Genomic DNA, 240 nt, shown 5'->3' with positions numbered 1-240 from the left:
AAACCTGTTGTTGAAGTTAACGACGCTGATGTTGATACCATGCTGGAAACTCTGCGTAAGCAACAAGCTGACTGGAAAGAAACTGACGCTGCAGCCACTGCTGAAGACCGCGTAACCGTTGATTTCTCCGGTTCTATCGACGGTGAAGATTTCGAAGGCGGCAAAGCCTCTGATTTCGTACTGGCTATGGGCCAGGGCCGCATGATCCCAGGATTCGAAGAAGGTCTGGTCGGTCACAAA

The 240-nt window shown here is 50.8% G+C and carries 1 protein-coding gene; it reads left to right on the top strand.

Annotated features, from left to right (window positions below; genetic code table 11):
- A partial coding sequence (locus JEM65_RS21830) for an FKBP-type peptidyl-prolyl cis-trans isomerase (protein ID WP_199603873.1) occupies positions 1 to 240 on the top strand: 240 nt, incomplete at both ends.

Source organism: Gelidibacter salicanalis, from assembly GCF_016469035.1.
Taxonomy (GTDB): domain Bacteria; phylum Bacteroidota; class Bacteroidia; order Flavobacteriales; family Flavobacteriaceae; genus Gelidibacter; species Gelidibacter salicanalis_A.
The sequence above is the reverse complement of the archived record's forward strand: the minus strand, read 5'-3'. Positions and strand labels throughout refer to the sequence as shown.